We start from the raw sequence: 18,734 nt of genomic DNA, 5'->3' as shown, positions 1-18,734 counted from the left end.
TTGTATAAGACAACATGCCCATGTTCTGACATAAAACATGGGCATGTTTTTACTTCTTGATTCTATAGGGAAGAGAGACAGAAGTATACTTTTAAGTAGTAAAAGAGTATACTATGCTTATTTATAATAATATTAAGGAATACTTTTGAAAGACAACCAAACGGGTTTGCTTCAATCTTGGTTTCTATTAATACTCGTCACTGAGTGATATTACTTTCAGTTGCTTTTCCAACATCGACTGCGATAAAACGGTATAAATAACAACCGATACGGGAGTGCCCGGCAGTATGTCAAAGTAATTGTCGCTGAAAGAGCTTTCTGCATCACCTGTACTTAAAAATACAGCCCGTGCAAAATAATCACTTTTCAGGGTTACCTCGAAACCTCCTTCTACCGGTTTAATGTCCCGTGTAATCGATACTTTGGGATAATTGACCTCTTTTTGCTTGACTAAAAAGTATTGATTCGAATAAATGTTTTTATTCTTATCTGTAAGCCGGGCATAAATGAAAACGTCTTCTTTAGGGATATTTTTTAGTGCTTTGTCCAGTTCAATGGAAAAGAGCTTGCGGCTCGTATTGGCGGCTATCTTTACGGTTTGCCGGAAGTCGCTGATGATTTCACCTGTCAGTTTGATAACTTTTACATCGAGGGTACCGCTACAAGAAGCCGGGAGGTCGGAAACCACATAGATGTTCAGCATACCTTCCTCATCGGCAATGGGGGAGACGAGCAGATCACGATAGGCCTGACGGGCAAAGTAGTGTTGCGCTTTCCAGCGTCCGTAATAGTCGCGGCTTGCCCAGGAGGCCACCGGCCAGCAGTCGTTGTGCTGCCAGAAAAGTGTTCCCATGCAATAAGGCATGTCCCGTCGGTGGGCTTCAATAGCCGTTTTGATGGCATCTCCCTGTAATACATGGTTCATGTAGAGGAAAGCTTCGAAATCTTTCGGTTGACGATATTCGTTCAACAGATATGTTTCGATCAGTCCGTTGGCATGCGCGCCACCGCGTTGGTGAGACATCATTACCTCCGAGTAGATGTCCCAGTCTTCCGGGTAGGGAGCATAGCGCTTTACCGATTCAAATTCCGGAAACGACTGGAAACCATATTCGCTGAAAAAGCGGCTGCGTGCTTTGTTGTAGCTGTTGATCGGTTCTTTGGAATGCCATACGTTCCAATAATGACGGTCACCGTTGCGATCGTCGCTGCCGCCGTCATAACGGGCAAAAGGAGAAGAGGGCCAATAAAAACTTTCGGGAGCATATTTTTGAACGACTTCGGGAAGCGTCACGTAATATTGATCGGTAAATTGCTTCCATATCCGTTGCTCGTACTCCGGATTCTGCTGGGTATATCGCCTTTGCCATCCCCAGTTGAACCAGGCATCATTGCACTCATTGTTACCGCACCAAAGGGCGATACAAGCATGATTGCGCAGGCGCTTTATGTTGTCGATCGCTTCCTGGCGGATATTTTCAAGAAATTCGCCTTCGGCAGGATAAAGGCTGCATGCGAACATGAAATCCTGCCAAACCAGTATACCATATTGGTCGCAAAGATCATAGAAGAGGTCGTTTTCGTAAATACCTCCTCCCCAGATGCGCAGCATATTCATATTGGCATTGACTGCGTCGAGAATGGTTTTCCGGTATCTTTCTTCTGTGACGCGTGGCAGAAAATTGTCCTGAGGAATGTAATTGGCGCCTTTTGCAAAAACGGGTTGCCCGTTTAGTTCTACATAGAATGTCTTTCCGTCCTTGTCGGGTTTATTGATAATCTTTAAGGAGCGGATTCCTATTTTCTCTGTTTGGCTGTCTGTAAATCGTTCGTTGATAGATAAGTCTGTCCGGAAGTCATAACGGTACGGCTCTCCCAGTCCGTTGCTCCACCAAAGCTTCGGGTTTTTGAGGACGAAAGAAACGGTTGCTTTGTTGAGCCCTTTTTTGAGAGATAATCTTTGTTGTCCCAGCACTCTACCGGATTTATTATCCGTAATGGAGACAATGGCTTGGTCGAAATCTCTGTCTGCTTCTATTTCTACTTCTCCGGTGATGGTTGCCCGGTTTTTGTTTACTTCTTTTTGCCGGATAAAAATATTGTGAATATGTGCATCGTCCCATGCTTCTATAAAAACGGGGCGCCAGATGCCCGATGTGACCAGACGCGGTCCCCAATCCCATCCGTAATGATAGCCTGCCTTGCGGGCGAAGACGCTGACCTTCTTATCGAATACTCCGCCATTCTCCGATTGGTCATTGGATGCTTCGTAATGATAGGGAAGCGCATCCCATTTAGGGATATCCATTTTGATGGGTGAGTGGAAGTAAACTTTCAGCTTATTATCATCCGGCAGCAGATAGGGTTTTATATCGACTTGCCACTCACGGAACATATTATTGGCTGCCAGTATCTTTTTTTCGTTCAGGTAGACATCTGCATAGGTATCCAGTCCTTTGAATATGAGTCTGATAGTTTGTTTCTGCATGATTTCTGCCGGGAGAGAAAAAGTGGTTTCATAGATCCAGTCTTCTTTGTCGATCCATTGCAGCCCTCTTTCGTTGAGCCGGAAGAACGGATCTTCAATGATTTTATTAGCCAGCAGATCGGTATGTATCACACCCGGTACGGTGGCCGGATACCAGTTGGTAAGTCTTGCCTGTTTGAATTTCCAGCCTTCATTCAGTTCTTTCCGGAACGGGACGGCCATCAGTAAAGCACTGCATAGGAGTGATGAGGCCAGTAAGCCGGTACGTTTCACGGTTGATTTCAGTTCCTTCATAATATATTCGTTCTATGTGTTGTGGACTTCTATTTGCAAAAGTATGGAAAATTACCTTTATCGAATGATGAAATTTTATTGAATGCTGATACTATTCTGAATATTAGGGGTTGTTTTTCGTGTTTATACCTTATTTGTAGTACGAATTTACCACAAGTGTGGTATTTCCGGCGAACTAAAACCTCCCTATCTTTGTCGTATAATAAAAGAATGGATATTTAAATACAATATAAGTATGGCAAAGATAGCGAAAAAGCTGACGGACCTTGTTGGCAACACTCCGTTGTTGGAGTTGAGTAATTACAATGCAAGTAAAGGATTGAAAGCCCGCGTGGTAGTAAAGTTGGAGTATTTTAATCCGGCAGGAAGTGTAAAAGACCGCATTGCGCTGGCAATGGTGGAAGATGCGGAGGCGAAAGGTGCTTTAAAGCCCGGTGCCACTATTATTGAGCCGACCAGTGGAAATACGGGGGTAGGACTGGCTTTTGTTTCTGCTTCTAAGGGATATAAACTGATTCTGACGATGCCGGATACCATGAGTGTAGAACGACGGAATTTGCTGAAGGCTTTAGGGGCCGAGTTGGTATTGACTCCCGGTGTCGACGGAATGAAGGGTGCTATCGCCAAAGCGGAAGAATTGAAAGCAAATACTCCCGGTGCAGTGATATTGCAGCAGTTTGAGAATCCTGCCAATCCGGCTGTGCATGTACGGACTACCGGACAGGAAATCTGGGCCGATACGGATGGCAGGGTTGAGATATTTGTGGCTGGAGTCGGTACAGGGGGGACAGTAAGCGGCGTCGGTAAGGCGTTGAAAGCTCATAATCCTTTAATAAAGGTAGTGGCTGTGGAACCTGCGGATTCTCCGGTTTTATCCGGCGGTAAGCCTGGTCCTCATAAGATACAAGGTATCGGTGCAGGATTTATCCCGAAAACTTATGATGCTTCGGTAGTAGATGAAATAGTACAGGTACAGAATGACGATGCTATCCGGACCAGTCGTGAACTGGCTATAAAAGAAGGATTACTGGTAGGTATCTCTTCGGGAGCTGCCGTATACGCTGCTACCAAACTTGCCGAACTTCCGGAGAATGCCGGTAAAACAATAGTAGCACTACTGCCTGATACAGGAGAACGCTACTTGTCGAGAAAATATGGGAAATACCTATTGATAGCGTGACAGCCAAAGAATATGCTGCCCCGCATAATAGTTGAAAGCCTTATTTAGTTGAAAGTTGAGAGTTGAAAGTTGAAAGTTAGCTGCGCTATACACACGCACTGCATAGTAACTTTCAACTTTCAACTCTCAACTTTCAACTAAATAAGGCTTTCAACTATTATGCGGGGCAGCATATTCTTTGGCTGTCACGCTATCAATAGGTATTTCCCATATTTTCACATTTCTTACAGCCGGGTCGGAGTATACGAATTCCCGGCTGCTATAATGTTTCATGATGATATTCAGTGCTTCCCGTTTACTGTCCATATCTTCGATGAATCCTACCTTTCCACGGCAAATGACGCTCTTGGCTTTCATACGGTAACTGCAGGCTACTTTGGGATGCTGGAATACCAGTTCGTGATCTGTGCTGAAAGTGATACACACATGGTTGTTTTGCGCCAGCATATTGATACTGCTTCCGGTAGGGCCGGAATGCAGATAGATAACTCCCTCCTGATAACCGAAATTCATGGGTATTACGTATGGATTTCCTTCCAGATCGGTGATGCCGACAAAACAGATATCGCAACGGGAGATGATCTCTTCCACTCGTTGTCTGTCTTCTATGATAACAGTTTTCATTTTAAATAATTCAATAATATATCAAATCAATAATGTGCCAATGTGCCAATATGCCAATGTGCCAATTGCCATTCGGCTGGACAGCGCAGCTAATTGACACATTGGCATATTAGCATATTGGCACATTATTCACATTATTAAACTAATGCAAAGTCGAGTTGTTTCTTTTCCAAATTGGCTCGTGCCACTTTAACAGTGATGGCATCTCCCAGGCTATAGGTGTGATTTTTGCGACGTCCCCGCAGGCAATAGTTCTTTTCGTCGAACTCATAGTAGTCATCATCCAAATCGCGCATCGGTATCATACCCTCGCATTTATTTTCGTTGAGTTCTACATAAAGCCCCCATTCCGTAACTCCGGAAATTACTCCGTCGTAGGTCTGACCTACCCGTTCACTCATAAATTCCACTTGTTTATACTTAATGGAAGCACGTTCGGCATTGGCGGCAATTTGTTCCATGTTCGAGCTGTGGTCGCACAGGTCTTCGTATTTACTTTCCGAAACACTTCTTCCACCATCGAGGTATTTGGTAACTAACCGATGAACCATCATATCCGGGAAACGGCGGATGGGTGATGTGAAGTGAGTATAATAATCGAATGCCAAGCCGTAGTGGCCGATGTTGTGCGTTGAATAACGGGCCTTCTGCATGGCACGGATAGAAACTGTTTCGATCAGGTTTTCTTCTTTTTTTCCCTGTATATCATCCAACAGGTGATTGATGGATTTTGAAATATCCGTTTTGGTACCACTGGTACGCAGTTTGTATCCGAAACGCGCAATGAACTGATTCAGGTTGTCTAACTTTTCCGGATCGGGCAGGTCGTGAATACGGTAAGGCAGGACTTTGGCCTTTTTGCCTTTAGGTACACGGCCTATCTGCTCGGCTACCGTCCGGTTGGCAAGCAGCATAAACTCTTCCACTAACTTGTTGGCATCTTTCGATTCTTTGAAATAGACGCTGACCGGTTTTCCTTTCTCATCTATCTCGAATTTTACTTCGTAACGGTCGAAATTGATGGCACCGGCGGCAAAACGCTTTTCTCGTAAAGCTTTGGCAATCGTATCCAGCATCAGTACTTCATCTTTAAAGTCACCGTTTTTGGTTTCGATGATCTGTTGTGCTTCTTCGTAAGTGAAACGACGGTCAGAATAGATCACTGTATGTACGACACGGGAATTTTTCACATCTCCTTTTTCCGTGATGTCGAAGATGACGGAAAATGCGAGTTTCTCTTCGTGTGGACGCAGGGAGCAGAGGAAATTGCAGAGACGTTCGGGCAGCATCGGTATGGTACGGTCTACCAGATAAACGGACGTTGCGCGTTTCTCGGCTTCCTTATCGATGATACTTCCTTCTTTTACATAATGGGTCACGTCGGCTATGTGTACGCCTACTTCCCATAAATTATCTTTTAGTTTACGGATAGAAAGCGCATCGTCAAAGTCTTTGGCATCTTTCGGGTCGATGGTGAAAGTCGTTACTTTACGGAAATCTTCACGTCTGGCTATCTCTTCCGCTGTGATTTCCTCCGGGATTTTATCGGCAGCTTTCTCTACAGCCTGCGGATAAACGTAGGGCAGGCCGAATTCCGCCAGGATGGCATGCATCTCGGTTGTGTTATCCCCTGCTTTTCCTAAAATATCGATCACCTGTCCGATCGGATTTTTGGCTTTGTCCGGCCATTCGATCACCTTTACCACTGCTTTGTCTCCGGTCTTTCCACCTTTCAGTTTGTCTTTCGGAATGAAAATATCGTTGGCCAGTGTCCGGTTTTCGGTTACCAGAAAAGCATAAGACTTCTCTACTTCCAGCGTACCCACAAAGGTGTCGTTGGCGCGTTCCAGAATTTCGATCACTTCTCCTTCGGCATCATGGTGCTTGCGTTTGGCAAAAAAGGCTATCTTTACTTTATCATTATTCATGGCATGGGCCGAATTGCGTTCGGCTATGAATATGGGTTCGCCTCCGCCTTCGGGAATAAATGAGTTCTTTCCATTGCTTTTCCGTTGGAAAGTCCCTGTCATCTCGATACCGTGATTGTTGAGTTTGTATTTGTTTTTATCGACTTCCGTTATGTAGTCGTCTGCCAGCATATCCGCGAGAATATCCATGCACAGCATTTTCAGGGGATGTGTGGTAAGATGTAATTCCGCGAAAAGATATTTAAGGCTGATAACCTCTTCCTGTTTGGTATGGAAGAAATCCATTAATATGTTTGCCAGTTCTTTTTTCTTCATTCGTTTACCGGCTTTCTTTTCTTTCTTTTTCGCCATATTTTTTAAATTATAAGTTTAGTATGCAGGCCAGGTGGTAAGTGCGTATCTTATACGCTGGTTTCTAATTATTAATAGATACAAAGTAAATGATTAAATATTAATAATTCAAGATTTTCATGTACATTTGCCCGCGAGTTGATTAATATTATAACAAATTGGGGGCAGAAAATCCTACTCGGAATGAAATTTAATAATGTGTCAATGTGTCAATATGCCAATGTGCCAATTGGCTGCGCTGTTTATCCGAATGGTAATTGGCACATTGGCATATTGGCACATTGAATAATTATCTCTTATGGCAAGTATCTTAATAACAGGAGCAAGCGGATTTATCGGCAGTTTCATTGTGGAAGAAGCATTGAAGCGTAAATTTGCTGTGTGGGCAGGCATTCGTTCGTCGAGTAGTAAGAAATATTTGCGTGAGCGTAAGATCCATTTTCTGGAACTGGATTTTGCCCATCCCAATGAGCTGAGGGCACAGTTGTCCGGGCATAAAGGTACTTATAATAAGTTTGATTACATTGTACATTGCGCCGGACTGACCAAGTGCAGGGATAAGAAAGAGTTCGATCTTGTCAACTACTTGCAGACGAAGTATTTTGTCGATACGCTACGGGAGTTGAATATGGTTCCCAAACAGTTTATTTATATCAGTACGTTGAGTGTTTTCGGACCGGTGCACGAGAAAGATTATGCTCCGATAAAGGAGACCGATATTTGTGCTCCGAATACTGCTTACGGGCTTAGTAAACTTAAAGCAGAATTGTATATACAGAGTATTCCCGGTTTCCCTTATGTCTTTTATCGTCCTACGGGAGTATACGGTCCGCGTGAGATGGATTATTTCCTGATGGCGAAATCGATTCGCAATCATATGGATTTTTCGGTTGGCTTCAAGCGCCAGGATCTTACTTTTGTATATGTGAAAGATATTGTTCAGGCCATTTTCTTAGGGATAGAGAAACAGATATCCCGTCGTGCTTATTTTCTTTCTGATGGAAAAGTCTATAAAAGCAGTGCATTTTCCGATCTGATACGAAAAGAATTGGGGAATCCATATGTTATTCGATTGAGATGTCCGTTAATTGTCCTTAAAGTTGTATCTTTGCTCGCTGAATTCGTGGCTACCCGTTCGGGAAAGAGCAGTACACTGAATTCGGATAAGTATAAGATAATGAAACAACGAAACTGGCAATGCGATATAACTCCTGTCATGAAAGAACTGGGATACGTTCCGGAATACGATCTTGAAAAAGGAGTGAAAGAGGCCATTGCCTGGTATAAGAATGAAGGATGGCTCTAGATTTATTTAAACGTGTAGAGACCCGCAAGGGACTGTTCGCTGTCGAGAAGGTGACACTGATATATAATTTGTTAACTTCCATATTGATTCTGTTCCTTTTTCAGCGGATGGATCATCCCTGGCATATGTTGCTCGACAGGGTTATGATTGCCGGTATGACGTTTCTGCTGATGTATCTCTACCGGCTGGCACCTTGTAAGTTTTCCGCATTTGTGCGTATTGCCATTCAGATGAGCCTGCTTTCTTATTGGTATCCGGATACTTATGAATTTAACCGTTTCTTTCCCAATTTAGATCATATTTTTGCTTCGGCCGAACAATGGATGTTTGGAACTCAGCCTGCCCTTCATTTTTGTTATCTTCTTCCGCAGAAATGGATGAGCGAGGCTTTTAATTTAGGCTATTTTTCTTATTATCCGATGATTCTGGTAGTTACACTGTTTTATTTCATTTACCGGTTCGAGTTGTTCGAAAAGCTTTCTTTTGTATTGGTTACTTCGTTTTTTATCTATTATCTGATTTATATATTTGTTCCGGTTGCAGGTCCTCAGTATTATTTCCCGGCCATCGGGTTGGAAAATGCAGAACACGGGACATTTTTTGCCATCGGTGATTATTTCAATTATCATCAGGAGTTACTTCCCGGTCCGGGATATGAGCATGGCTTCTTTTATAATTTGGTAGAGGGGTCGCAGCAGGTCGGCGAACGGCCTACGGCTGCTTTTCCCAGTTCGCATGTGGGGATTTCTACTATCCTGATGATTATGGCATGGCGTGGCAGCAAGTGGTTGTTCGCTATTTTGATGCCGTTTTATGTGCTGCTTTGTTGTGCTACTGTCTACATACAGGCCCATTATCTGATTGATGCGGTTGTCGGGTTTGTTTCTGCATTCGTGATGTATGTCCTTGTGACGAAGATGTTCAAGAAATGGTTTGCGGTGCCGATGTTCAAGTAAGGTGAACAGGGAAGAGAATGCCGTCCATAAAAAATAAATAGTAATCGATGCTTTATTTTATTTAAAGCTCCCCCGGCATTTGTTGTTAGAATGCCGGAGGAGCCTCGCCTTATGTAGAGAAGATTATAGGGTTTTATTGTTAAGAGTACGGAGGATAATGTAATGGCAAAGATCGTTGGATTATTCTTCGCAAATATAATGAATGTTTGTATTTCCGGTTTAATTTGGCAAATAAAATGATGGGAAATGATTAAATTTTAACTTATAAAATCAATACGTGTCACGGTTTTCAGTGACAAAACTTTTTAAGGGAGATGTAAAAGTTGAGGTACGATGTGAAAGGGTATGATAAAGAGTGCGGCCCGCATGGAATTTCCGTGCGGGCCGCCTGTTATTTAAAAATGACTTAAATCGATCAGTCCGAAGTTCGGGTCTTTTTCCGGTTGCCATGTACGTACATGGATAATCGGTTCTTTGGGATTATTGAGATCTACCATCAGGAAAAGATACCCTGTGTCGCCGTAACTGGATGAAAAGTAGTCCTGTTTGATTTGGATGCCATAGATTTCTCCTCCTACTCCGGATTTACGCACTTGATTATCAGCAAAACGGATGTTGATATACTCGTTGCCTGCGAAGATGTGTTTCAGTCTTTTCATGAATTCGCTTTTCGTCTGACGGGTATATTTGACGGCATCTTTGCTCATTGGCTGGTTTTCGTTCGCCACTTTGTGTTTCAAGACGGAACCGGTGATAATCAGAGCATCATCCGAGAAGATGCTATTGATGTAATCGTAACGTTTCAACGCATAGGCTGTTTTGTAGCTCTCGAGGAAGTTTATCAGTACCTTACGCACGTCGTCTCCCCAAGAGGTTTGATTCATGATGTCGTCAACGGCCGCTTTGTTGAGTCCGAATGAGATCGCGTCTATTTTCCCCTCTTTAGTCAGGGTGAATACAACGTCCTCGACGAATGTGCGCCGGTTGCCGTTGAAACTGAAACTCATAGGAAGGCTGCGGCAGGTGATTTCACCATTGCATTCCAGGTATTTGAGTTCAGGCTCTTTTATTATTTTGGCATTGCCATATTTGATAAGTTGATTGAACATGGAAAAACCTTCCGGCGTGCATATGGATTGTATGTTCGTATAGTTCTTAGAGCGGATTGCCTTTTCTACTTCGTCTATGGTGTTTTGGTAAATGGTGGTGGCTTCATCGGCGAGGTAATGCATGGCGGATTCTGTCTGTTTGGCACTATCACCGGAGACAGCTTGCAGGGGCTCTTCAGAGGCGGATTCTCCCGGTTTGGGTTCGTCACCTTCCAGTTTTAAATAGCAATTGCGCATAGGGATCGGGTTTACCGATTGCATCACTTCTGCCAGTTCATTGTCGATATTCGATTCGCCTTCGAACATGTATTCTGTTTTGATCTGCATTCCTTTGGCATTGGCTACGGCCGGCATTTCGATGATGCCCAGTCCGTCTTTTGCCGAAAAGATGTTCGACCAATCGCGCCCGTCAAAATAAGTGTAGTCGTAATTGCGGGCGGGTTTGCCTTTGTAGAGTACTTTCAGATCGATGGTTTTCAGATCCCCGTCGATATGCACCTCGTTGATAGAGACTTCCAGATGCGAAAAGATCTCATTCATTTGTTTGGGAATCCAATTGCATAGTAATTGCTCTTTGCCTTCTTCGTCTTTCATGGTGAGGAAATTGCCGTCCGGATAACTTTGCAGCAAGATAAGAGCCCAGTAATAATAACGTAGGGCATCGGCTACCTGTGCCTTTTTCTCGGCTTTTATCGCTTCTTGGGTAAAGTCGAGCAGTTTGGTTTTGCGGCCTTCGAAAATACGTTGTATCTCGCTCACTTTGATGTAGCGCATGACAGCTGCTTCCGGTTCGTTTTGTATGACGATGCGACGGGTGTTGTTCAGGGTAGCCCGTGAATAGGTGTTGATGACCGATTTGAAGGTCTCGTCCACCGTAGCCTTGTCTCCGTCTGTCCCTCCTTCGGTGAGCTGGCTGAATTGGCTGGATACATTGGTGGAAATCTGGCTGATTAATGCAGCCAGAGCTTCATTGTCGGCTTTCTTAAGCGTGGAAGCGTTTCCTGTTCCCCAAATATATTCTTTGCTGTTCTGTATTTCTTCTACAGATTGTGCACGAAGCAGTGGGAGACTGAATGTCAGCATAACAAGAAATAGCAGTTTTCTCATATTGTTTGTTACGTTATAAGAGGTTCATTTTCTTGCAAAAGTAATAACTTTTTTATAATTATGCGATTAAAGTCTATCTCTTTTTTATTCACCTTCCGGCTTTATTTTGTCGAAAATTTGGAAAAGTTCTTCTACCGATTCTGTTCTTAGCATGGCAATGCGGGTTTCCCGGAAATTTGGAATGCCTTTGAACAAGGGTGTTGCAGCCAGATGGCGGCGTATGTGTATGATGCCCCGGCGTTCGTCCAGGCGGGCTACACTGTTGAGTACCTCTTCGCGGAGTACGTTTAGATACCATTCGAAAGTTTCGGGCGGCAGTTCGTTACCTGTTTCTAAGAAGTGTTTTACTTCGCGGAAAATCCACGGCCGGCCGATGCTGCCGCGACCGATCATGATGGCATCCACTCCGTAGCGGTCAAGGCATTCCTTTGCCCGTATGGCCGAGGTGATGTCACCGTTGCCAATGATCGGGATGTGCATGCGCGGGTTGTTTTTCACTTCGCCGATCAGCGTCCAGTCGGCTTCTCCCGTGTACATCTGTGCACGGGTACGTCCGTGGATGGCCAATGCGGCAATGCCGCAGTCTTGCAATTGTTCGGCCAGATCGACGATGATCTTATGGTCGGCATCCCAGCCCAGCCGGGTTTTTACGGTAACCGGTATTTTCACGGCATCTACTACGGCGCGGGTGATTTCAAGCATTTTCGGAATATTCTGCAACATTCCGGCACCGGCGCCTTTTCCGGCTACTTTCTTTACGGGGCATCCGAAGTTGATGTCCAGTATGTCGGGACGTGCTTCTTCTACGATTCGTGCGGCTCCTATCATGGCTTCGGTGTCTTTGCCGTATATCTGTATGGCAACGGGGCGTTCTTCATCGCAAATCGTGAGCTTCTGCGTGGTTTTATTGACCGAACGTATCAGTGCGTCGCTCGAAACGAACTCGGTGTATACCATATCTGCTCCAAACTTTTTACACATCAGACGGAAAGCGGGATCGGTAACATCCTCCATCGGGGCTAAGAAAATAGGGTGTTCACCCAAATCTATATGGCTTATTTTCATTTGTTGTTTACTTAATTATGCGGTTTACGATTGAAGTAACTTTCTTTATCGCTGCAAAAATACGGATTAAATTGTACCTTTGCATCATGATAAATCTATTTTCAATCGTAAATTATGAATATAAATGACTTTGAGATAATGGCTCCGGTGGGTTCCCGTGAGTCGCTTGCGGCAGCTATTCAGGCGGGAGCCGATTCCATTTATTTTGGTATTGCCAATCTGAACATGCGTGCCCGTTCGGCCAATACTTTTACGATTGACGACTTAAGGGAGATTGCCCGTACCTGTGACGAACATGGGATGAAGAGCTATCTGACGGTAAATACGATCATATATGATGACGATCTGGAGCTGATGCGCACCATTGTGGATGCGGCAAAGGAGGCCGGTATTTCTGCCGTGATTGCTGCTGATGTGGCGGTGATGAGCTATGCCCGTCGGATCGGTCAGGAGGTGCATCTTTCTACTCAGTTGAATATATCGAATGTGGAGGCGTTGCGGTTTTATGCACAATTTGCCGATGTGGTGGTGCTTGCCCGTGAATTGAATCTGGAACAGGTGGCCGAGATCTACCGTCATATCCGGGAAGAGAATATTTGCGGTCCTTCGGGGGCACAGATACGCATCGAGATGTTTTGTCACGGTGCATTGTGCATGGCAGTTTCGGGCAAATGTTATCTTTCATTGCATGAGATGAACAGTTCGGCCAATCGGGGTGCTTGCATGCAGGTGTGCCGCCGTTCTTATGCGGTGCGCGATAAGGAGACCGATGTGGAGTTAGAGGTTGATAACCAGTATATTATGTCTCCTAAAGATTTGAAGACCATCCACTTCATGAATAAGATGATGGATGCCGGTGTGCGGGTATTCAAAATAGAAGGCCGTGCTCGCGGGCCGGAGTATGTACGTACGGTGGTGGAGTGCTATAAGCAGGCCATTCAAGCCAATCTGGAAGGCACGTTTACCGATGAGAAGATCGCTGAATGGGACGAACGTCTGAAAACAGTGTTCAACCGTGGCTTTTGGGACGGTTATTACTTAGGGCAACGCTTGGGTGAATGGACGAAAAATTATGGTTCGGCCGCTACGGAACGCAAAATTTATGTGGGGAAAGGAATCCGGTATTTCAATAATATCGGGGTTGCGGAGTTTTTGGTGGAAGCGGCTGAGCTGAATGTGGGTGATAAGCTGTTGGTGACCGGTCCGACTACCGGTGCGCTGTTTGCCACACTTGAGGAGGCTCGTGTAGATTTGAAGCCCGTGCAGACCGTAAAAAAAGGAGAGCGTTTCTCCATGAAGCTGGATAAAGTACGGCCGAGCGATAAGCTCTATAAACTCGTTTCAACGGAAGAATTGAAGAAATTTAAAGGAATTGAATAATGTGCCATAAATAATGTGCCAATATGCCAATGTGCCAATTTTCCCTGCGGCATATGTCATGACGGCACAGATAATGGGTATATTATCTAATTGTTACATTATTTTGATTAGTGCATTGCTTAATTGATACATTCTCCAATTGGCACATTGGCATATTGGCACATTATTTAATTGACAAATTATTTTTTATGGATAAATATATTTATGAACTGGAGATGAAGGTGCGCGACTATGAGTGCGACCTGCAGGGCATTGTCAATAATGCCAATTATCAGCATTATTTGGAGCACACCCGTCATGAGTTTCTTTCTTCTGTCGGAGTTAGTTTTGCCGTACTTCACGAGCAGGGTGTCGATCCTGTTGTAGCCCGTATCAATATGGCTTTTAAAACTCCTTTAAAGAGTGGTGATGAGTTTGTCTCTAAACTTTATATGAAGAAGGAAGGGATCAAATATGTATTCTATCAGGATATCTTTCGTAAAAACGATCAGAAAGTAGTGGTGAAATCAACGGTTGAGACGGTCTGTGTGGTGAACGGACGTTTGAGTAACAGCACATTGTTTGATACCGTTTTTGCACCTTACCTCTGATGAGTAGTCCTGAAGAGTGTATTTGCAGCATTGCCTTGACGCAGATTCCGGGAATTGGGCATATTTGGGCCAAGAAGTTGCTGGATGGGGTTGGAAATGCTGTTGATGTGTTTCGCTATCGAAAAGAACTTCCCGATCGTTTGCCCGGTGTCAATAGCCGTGTGGTAGAGGCTTTAGATTGTCCGCAGGCTTTGTCGCGTGCTACACAGGAGTTTGAATTTGCAGAGAAGAATCATATTTCGTGCCTTGCTTTCACTGACGAGCGATATCCCTCCCGTCTCCGTGAATGTGATGATGCTCCTGTCGTACTCTTTTTTAAAGGTGCGGCCGATTTGAATTCTCTGCGTGTCATCAATATGGTAGGTACTCGTAATGCTACCGATTATGGAAAACAGCTTTGTGCTTCTTTTCTTCGTGATCTGAAGATCCTCTGTCCGGACGTACTTGTGGTAAGCGGCCTTGCTTACGGTATCGACATTCATGCCCATCGCGCTGCTTTGGCCAATGATCTTTCTACGGTCGGAGTATTGGCACACGGTCTCGACCGTATTTATCCTTCTGTCCATCGGAAGACGGCTGTTGATATGCTGCAAAAAGGCGGTCTTTTAACGGAATTCCTTACCGGAACCAATCCTGATAAGCATAACTTTATAAGCCGTAACCGTATTGTGGCAGGTATGTCCGATGCCACAATTGTGGTGGAATCTGCTTCTAAAGGAGGCTCGCTGATTACTGCCGACATTGCCGAGAGCTATCATCGCGACTGTTTTGCTTTTCCCGGCCGTACGATGGATGCCTCTTCTATCGGCTGCAACCAGTTGATCCGGGATAATAAAGCGGCTCTTCTTCTGTCGGCCGAAGATTTTGTAAAGGCTATGGGCTGGGGAGTTTCCCCTGTCTTTTCAAAAACGGAAAGTATTCAACGAAGTTTGTTTCTTGAATTGTCGGAAGAAGAACAACAGGTTGTTTCTATTCTTGACAAGCAGGGCGATCAGCAGATAAATACGTTAGTGGTAAAAGCGGATATTCCTGTGCATAAGATGAATGCCATACTTTTTGAGTTAGAAATGAAAGGGGTGATACGTGTATTGGCAGGCGGTATGTATCAACTGCTTCGGTAAAGAGCAAAAAAAAGGAGCAACGCCTTGCTCCAACCTTTGTTAACCTTAAATCTAATACTATGAAAAAAATCACATTGCAAATGTAAAGTTTTTGCCTGTTCCCACCAAATTTTATTCTTGATATTGGTTCTCTTTTAATTTCTTTCACGGTTTTTCACTGTTATCGTACACGAATACACTCAGGATGGGTATATTCAATGTAATTTAAGCTCTTTATCCCGAAGAATCGGGAAAAGTGAATGTGCATAAGAACATCGTTTATGGAGGATAAATACAGTTTGATTTGCGAACAATAGTCCTATGGCAGGGTTGCGTACAAGTCTGTTTGAGAAATGTTGTGATTTCAGATACGTGTAAGTGCATGGAGACGGAAGAGCGGGAACGGCCCTTCACTCTGTATCACCGATGAATAGGGAGTTTGATTAAAAAAGGTGAAGCCTGTGAAGGGGGGCGAAATATATAGAATAAGCATGCTGAAAAATAAAAAACGTTTGCCGGAAAAAAGATGTTACGTCTTTTTTTGAAACTTGTACATCTTTCTCTTGAAACCTGCTACATCTTTTTTTGAAAGATGCTACGCTTTTTAAAAAAGATGCTACGCTTTTTCACGCAGAAAGTTAACGGGCTGAAGTTGTAAAGTTGCAAATATCTTCCAATCGTTTCACGAACCCTTTCAGTACCGTAAAATAGTTGCCGGAGTGTTGCTTAAGTTCATTTTCATCTTCTATATTTGTTGCATCGAGATAATCGGTAGATGCAAAACAAGAGAAATTTATTCATGAAAAAGTAATGTCTTTCGTATTGTATTGGAGGAATCTCTTTTTGGGTAGATATGGCATTTATTAAAGATAAACGCGACTGTTACGGCAATGAATTGGAGGGCAATGAATTGGAGAATGAAACAGGATGTATGTACCGGTGGAATTTAGAAACAAATAAAACAATAATATAAACTTTAAAAACAAGAAGTATGAAGACATTTATTTTTTCAGCATTGGCATTGGGAGTGATGGCTGGTTGCTCAAATACAGAGATTGAGGATGTGGTTGATAGTGGGGAACCGGTAGCGATTACACTGAATGCAGGAGTAGAAACAGCAGTAGTGGTAGGGACGAGAGCTGCTATTGGAACAGATGAGCTGTTTAAAGCTACAGTATTGGGATGGGAAGGTGATAATGTTGCTGATTATAAGGTCGCACCTACATGGACGGCAATATCCAGTGATATAAAAGCGTCTTCTGAAGTAACTAATAATATAACTTTAACGAATACTCAATATTATAAATCAGATGGAACCCATACTTTTATGAAAGCTTTTTATGTAAATGGTGAAACTCCTGTTGCTGATACTGATAGTTGGATTTATAACTTGACAAAGAAAGATGGAACATTAGACATCTTAATGGCATCTGCCATTAACGGTGATAAAAATACGCCTGCTGCTTCATTTGCTTTTAAGCGGCCGTTGACAAAATTGATATTTAAGGTGGTTGCCGGTGATGGATTAGCTGATAATGTAACACTTACCTCTATTGAGGTAAAAGATATGTGTGTACTTGAAAAAATAAATCTTGGTACTGATGAAGTTGTTTTTGGAGAAACGCTTGCTACGCCTTTGTCTATAGGTGTTACTGCAAGTACTTCAATAACTGCAACTGAAACACCGGTAGGGCATGCCATCATGGTAAAACCTATCGCAGGTACATTTGTTATTAGTGTGACAACAAGTACAAAAACTTATGATAATGTTACTGTAACTTTAAATTCTGTGGCAGAGCATTTAGACGGCGCAGGTGTTGCATACACTGTAACTTTAACATTTAAAGAACAGATTTCGGTCAGTGCTTCTGTTGCTGATTGGAGTGAAGGTACAGGTTCTGCTACTATTGGATAATTGTTTTTATAAATGTAGTATAACCATCTAATGAATTCCTCAAGAAAAGATATAAAAACTTTTCTTGAGGAATTTTTTATATAATGCTTTGTGTGTAAAAATATTATTGTACTTTTGTGGAAAACATAAACAAATAAATAATATATCGTTATGTCCGGCCTCTCCACTTGTGGAGTCACGATGAACTGTTTGGAATGTCCCAAGGCAGTGACAAATTCTATTGTTCATGCTTCTCATCCGAGAGGGTTTCACAAGCCGGCTCAGAAGTGTGAAGAGAACATTATTATTTTTTTGCTTAAAGGTGAAGTTCTTGTCAATAGTCAGGAATATGCCGGTACTACATTGCGGGCCGGCGAATTTATTCTTCAGGCAATCGGTTCGAAGTTGGAGTTGCTTGTTATGGAAGACGCTGAATGTGTATGCTATAGCTTTAATAAACCTGAATTCTTTTGTGAGGAGCGTTATAATCATATAAAAACTCAAGTGACTCCTCCCTTGATCTTTTCTCCATTGAAAATAGTGCCGGAATTGAAACATTTTCTTGAAGGTTCTGCCAGCTATTTATCTAAAGACAAGATATGTCGCGAGCTATTATCACTCAAGAAAAAAGAACTTGCTTTTATTCTTAGTTCCTATTATTCCGATTATGAGTTATCCACTTTAGTACATTCATTGGCCAAGTATACCAGTAGTTTTCAATACTTTGTCCTCGGCAATCATACGAAAGTAAAAACAGTGGAAGAATTTGCCCACTTGGGTGGATATACGGTTACTACTTTTCGTCGTATATTCAATTCTGTATTTCATGAACCTGTCTATGAGTGGATGATGAAACAACGTAAAGAAGGGATCATTTACGAACTTCGCTATACGAAAGCTACCATTTCTGAGATTTGTTACAAATACGGATTTGAATCTTTACCTCATTTCTCAAATTTCTGTAAGAAAAACTTTGGAGCTTCTCCTCGCAGCATACGTTTAAGCGAATCGCAGTAAGTTTTGGGAGTATAAAAAAGGGCATCGCTTCACAGCGACACCCTGCCTAAATGGACACTCAGCAGTCTATAAAGATACACACTTGTACTTTTTGTTTATTGACTACCGGTATCCTCTCTTACATAAGGGATGATAAAATTCTATTAACGATTGGACGGAATTGTTAGCTTGTTTAAATAATTTATATTCATAATCATTTTTTTCTTTGTGTGTAACTTATTAATATAATTCCTATTACATGTGAAAACGAACAATAATATGTAATATTTAGTCGGAGTGCCGATAATATAAGAGCGTGAGACCGAAACATTACTCCTAAACGAGGCTCGACCAAAAGCCTAACTC

At 43.0% G+C, this 18,734-nt stretch carries 13 protein-coding genes; 8 read left to right on the top strand and 5 right to left on the bottom strand.

Features of this window, described 5'->3' with window-relative positions; all coding sequences use genetic code 11:
* Positions 1–187: 187 nt before the first annotated feature.
* Entirely contained in the window at positions 188–2,782 is a 2,595-nt protein-coding gene (locus tag QVP90_RS19120) for a beta-mannosidase (protein WP_021937320.1), read from the bottom strand.
* A 235-nt stretch (positions 2,783–3,017) separates the two neighbouring features.
* Between QVP90_RS19120 and cysK the strand changes: the two genes are divergently transcribed.
* Entirely contained in the window at positions 3,018–3,962 is a 945-nt protein-coding gene (gene cysK, locus QVP90_RS19115; RefSeq protein WP_021937319.1) for a cysteine synthase A, read from the top strand.
* 150 nt (positions 3,963–4,112) lie between these two features.
* Here cysK and QVP90_RS19110 read toward each other — a convergent pair whose 3' ends face one another.
* On the bottom strand, positions 4,113–4,586 hold the full coding sequence (locus QVP90_RS19110) for a pyridoxamine 5'-phosphate oxidase family protein (RefSeq protein ID WP_021937318.1): 474 nt from the start codon (positions 4,584–4,586) through the stop codon (positions 4,113–4,115).
* Between the two features lie 137 nt (positions 4,587–4,723).
* Complete coding sequence (gene rnr, locus QVP90_RS19105) at positions 4,724–6,865, bottom strand: ribonuclease R (protein ID WP_021937317.1); 2,142 nt, start codon at positions 6,863–6,865, stop codon at positions 4,724–4,726.
* 298 nt (positions 6,866–7,163) lie between these two features.
* Here rnr and QVP90_RS19100 point away from each other — a divergent pair, with 298 nt between their 5' ends.
* Together QVP90_RS19100 and QVP90_RS19095 are read left to right on the top strand one after the other, a co-directional pair.
* The gene (locus tag QVP90_RS19100) at positions 7,164–8,171 is read left to right on the top strand and encodes an NAD-dependent epimerase/dehydratase family protein (RefSeq protein ID WP_007479622.1); all 1,008 of its coding nucleotides are present in this window, start codon (positions 7,164–7,166) and stop codon (positions 8,169–8,171) included.
* Entirely contained in the window at positions 8,162–9,127 is a 966-nt protein-coding gene (locus tag QVP90_RS19095; protein ID WP_007479624.1) for a phosphatase PAP2 family protein, read from the top strand. The genes QVP90_RS19100 and QVP90_RS19095 overlap by 10 nt, the downstream gene beginning before the upstream one ends.
* 395 nt (positions 9,128–9,522) lie before the next feature.
* Here QVP90_RS19095 and QVP90_RS19090 read toward each other — a convergent pair whose 3' ends face one another.
* A complete protein-coding gene (locus QVP90_RS19090; RefSeq protein ID WP_007479626.1) occupies positions 9,523–11,343 on the bottom strand; it encodes an LPP20 family lipoprotein in 1,821 nt (606 codons plus the stop codon).
* 84 nt (positions 11,344–11,427) lie between these two features.
* Positions 11,428–12,408, bottom strand: coding sequence for a tRNA dihydrouridine synthase DusB (dusB, locus tag QVP90_RS19085; protein ID WP_021937316.1), 981 nt, complete (start codon positions 12,406–12,408; stop codon positions 11,428–11,430).
* A 114-nt stretch (positions 12,409–12,522) separates the two neighbouring features.
* Here dusB and QVP90_RS19080 point away from each other — a divergent pair, with 114 nt between their 5' ends.
* The 5 genes from QVP90_RS19080 to QVP90_RS19060 all read left to right on the top strand — a co-directional run bounded on the left by QVP90_RS19080 (position 12,523) and on the right by QVP90_RS19060 (position 18,389).
* A complete protein-coding gene (locus tag QVP90_RS19080) occupies positions 12,523–13,788 on the top strand; it encodes a peptidase U32 family protein (RefSeq protein WP_007479628.1) in 1,266 nt (421 codons plus the stop codon).
* A gap of 188 nt (positions 13,789–13,976) precedes the next feature.
* Positions 13,977–14,378, top strand: a complete 402-nt coding sequence (locus QVP90_RS19075; protein ID WP_007479630.1) for an acyl-CoA thioesterase — start codon at positions 13,977–13,979, stop codon at positions 14,376–14,378.
* Positions 14,378–15,499, top strand: a complete 1,122-nt coding sequence (gene dprA, locus QVP90_RS19070) for a DNA-processing protein DprA (protein WP_021937314.1) — start codon at positions 14,378–14,380, stop codon at positions 15,497–15,499. The genes QVP90_RS19075 and dprA overlap by 1 nt, the downstream gene beginning before the upstream one ends.
* 970 nt (positions 15,500–16,469) lie before the next feature.
* The gene (locus QVP90_RS19065; RefSeq protein WP_021937313.1) at positions 16,470–17,393 is read left to right on the top strand and encodes a fimbrillin family protein; all 924 of its coding nucleotides are present in this window, start codon (positions 16,470–16,472) and stop codon (positions 17,391–17,393) included.
* A 150-nt stretch (positions 17,394–17,543) separates the two neighbouring features.
* Positions 17,544–18,389, top strand: coding sequence for a helix-turn-helix domain-containing protein (locus QVP90_RS19060; RefSeq protein ID WP_005928245.1), 846 nt, complete (start codon positions 17,544–17,546; stop codon positions 18,387–18,389).
* Positions 18,390–18,734: the final 345 nt, after the last annotated feature.

It is taken from the genome of Bacteroides sp. CAG:189, from assembly GCF_000432295.1.
Lineage (GTDB): Bacteria > Bacteroidota > Bacteroidia > Bacteroidales > Bacteroidaceae > Bacteroides > Bacteroides salyersiae.
Note: the sequence above shows the minus strand (reverse complement) of the source record. Positions and strands in the feature narration are given on the sequence as shown.

Excerpts from the sequence above, each read along its gene's own strand:
- QVP90_RS19090 (WP_007479626.1), bottom strand. The coding sequence starts at position 11,343 with ATGAGAAAACTGCTATTTCTTGTTATGCTGACATTCAGTCTCCCACTG.
- dusB (WP_021937316.1), bottom strand. The coding sequence starts at position 12,408 with ATGAAAATAAGCCATATAGATTTGGGTGAACACCCTATTTTCTTAGCC.
- cysK (WP_021937319.1), top strand. The coding sequence starts at position 3,018 with ATGGCAAAGATAGCGAAAAAGCTGACGGACCTTGTTGGCAACACTCCG.
- QVP90_RS19080 (WP_007479628.1), top strand. The coding sequence starts at position 12,523 with ATGAATATAAATGACTTTGAGATAATGGCTCCGGTGGGTTCCCGTGAG.
- rnr (WP_021937317.1), bottom strand. The coding sequence starts at position 6,865 with ATGGCGAAAAAGAAAGAAAAGAAAGCCGGTAAACGAATGAAGAAAAAA.
- QVP90_RS19110 (WP_021937318.1), bottom strand. The coding sequence starts at position 4,586 with ATGAAAACTGTTATCATAGAAGACAGACAACGAGTGGAAGAGATCATC.
- QVP90_RS19060 (WP_005928245.1), top strand. The coding sequence starts at position 17,544 with ATGTCCGGCCTCTCCACTTGTGGAGTCACGATGAACTGTTTGGAATGT.
- QVP90_RS19075 (WP_007479630.1), top strand. The coding sequence starts at position 13,977 with ATGGATAAATATATTTATGAACTGGAGATGAAGGTGCGCGACTATGAG.
- QVP90_RS19065 (WP_021937313.1), top strand. The coding sequence starts at position 16,470 with ATGAAGACATTTATTTTTTCAGCATTGGCATTGGGAGTGATGGCTGGT.
- QVP90_RS19095 (WP_007479624.1), top strand. The coding sequence starts at position 8,162 with ATGGCTCTAGATTTATTTAAACGTGTAGAGACCCGCAAGGGACTGTTC.
- dprA (WP_021937314.1), top strand. The coding sequence starts at position 14,378 with ATGAGTAGTCCTGAAGAGTGTATTTGCAGCATTGCCTTGACGCAGATT.
- QVP90_RS19120 (WP_021937320.1), bottom strand. The coding sequence starts at position 2,782 with ATGAAGGAACTGAAATCAACCGTGAAACGTACCGGCTTACTGGCCTCA.
- QVP90_RS19100 (WP_007479622.1), top strand. The coding sequence starts at position 7,164 with ATGGCAAGTATCTTAATAACAGGAGCAAGCGGATTTATCGGCAGTTTC.